This is a genomic window from Bacteroides sp. 3_1_23, from assembly GCF_000162555.1.
Taxonomy (GTDB): Bacteria; Bacteroidota; Bacteroidia; order Bacteroidales; family Bacteroidaceae; genus Bacteroides; species Bacteroides ovatus.
Window position 1 is genome coordinate 1 of sequence record NZ_GG774959.1, and the last position, 1,700, is coordinate 1,700.

The window sequence follows — 1,700 nt, forward strand, 5'->3', positions numbered from 1 at the left end:
TCGACTTGCATGTGTTAAGCCTGTAGCTAGCGTTCATCCTGAGCCAGGATCAAACTCTTCATTGTAAAAGTATTTTTATCATCTGTTAAGATGACTTTTTTTTGCTCTGTTCAGGACGCCGTAAATTTATTGACCTTATTCAAATACCTATTAGTCTTAATTGTATCACTACTTCATAAGACAAGTATTGACGGTTCTATTTTTTTACTTGTACTACTTGTATTGTTTATCAATATTTCAAAGAACTTGTTGCTTTCGTTTTAAAAGCGGGTGCAAAGGTAAAGGCTTTATTTTTAACTACCAAACTTTTTCGGAAGTTTTTTTTAGTTTTTCTTTTTACGCTGGTTTCTCTGACTCTCTATGCGAAAGGGAAAGAAGGTACAAAAGAAGAACTCCGGCCGTTTTTCTTTGCGAATCGGACTGCAAAGATAAGAACTTTAGTTATTATAATCCAAACTTTTCCGGAAGTTTTTTGTTCTTTTCTTTAAGTGGGATTCCACTTTTTCACTAAGTCAATTTGTCAAGGCTTTCTTCTCTTGGAAAGCGGGTGCAAAAGTACGCCCTTTTGATATATACTCCAAATATATCAAACTATTTTTTCTAATTATTTTTGAAGGAATTTGCTAAAGTGCTGACGCATAACGATGTTGTAGAACATATTTTTTATGTATAGGGAAATTGTGCGCGGAAACGACGAGAGGGATACACATTATTATATCACACGCGGGCGCGTAGGTGCACCGGGAATCAGTTTGCGTTAGGGAGCAATTAAAGAATCAGTTCATTAAAATAAGAGGAAAGAAAGATAGATATAAGAGATAGTGGTTTTATAGTGGATTCCATTCCTTAGTTTGATTCATTAATATGATACTTGTATGAGAATGATACGTAGAATCTTCACTTTACTGAAAAGGATTTTTCTTTTTCATTTCTCATGTTCTCATAATATACACAATAATCAGCTGTGAATCAAATAGATAACACTATGAGAAATAAAAAACAAAAGGGCATTTCTCATAGTTTTTCCGTGATTTAGTCCGTAAAATCGAGTATTTCTCATAGGGTTTAAACCATTTCTCATAATATTTTGGCTATTTATCCTATAAAATTCTCAAGCTAGACTTTAAACTAAAGCCCAAGATGAATATCAGACTACACACCGCTTTACAATATATTATCAATGCTTATTGAAAGTATATAGAGCAGATATTCGCATATTTTCCTACCTGCATCTGTATCGTTCCACTCCAGTGAACAGGCCTGTGCACTAGAGTAGAAAGAACCGTCCACTAGAGTGGAACGATCTGTTCACTTGAGTGCAACGATACAGATAGTAGCAGGAAGAAATGGCAATGAGTAAGGGAAAACAGTAAGATATAAGGTGAATGATACACAGGAAAGCAGTAAACAATAGGAAGTTGATTAATAAACAACATAAGGAAAGGAATAATCGTAAGTCCGGCGAGAGTTCGGGAAAAGCTGCAGCCATCATGCATGAGAAATAAGCAAAACAGATAAAAGGAGTATGAGAATAAGAGGAAAAATGAGTTGAAACCGATGAGAAATGCAGCTTTTTTAAGGATAAATGATGGAAATACTATGAGAAATACCATTTTACAGTTTATTTCTCATAGCATTATATTATTGATTTACAAACAAATACCATACAACTTATGAGAACATGAGAAATGAAAATGAAA

The 1,700-nt window shown here is 33.9% G+C and carries 1 rRNA gene; it reads right to left on the reverse strand.

The features are described from left to right. Nucleotides 1-65, reverse strand: a 16S ribosomal RNA gene (locus tag HMPREF9010_RS0124895); the annotation flags it as partial. Nucleotides 66-1,700 lie beyond the last annotated feature (1,635 nt).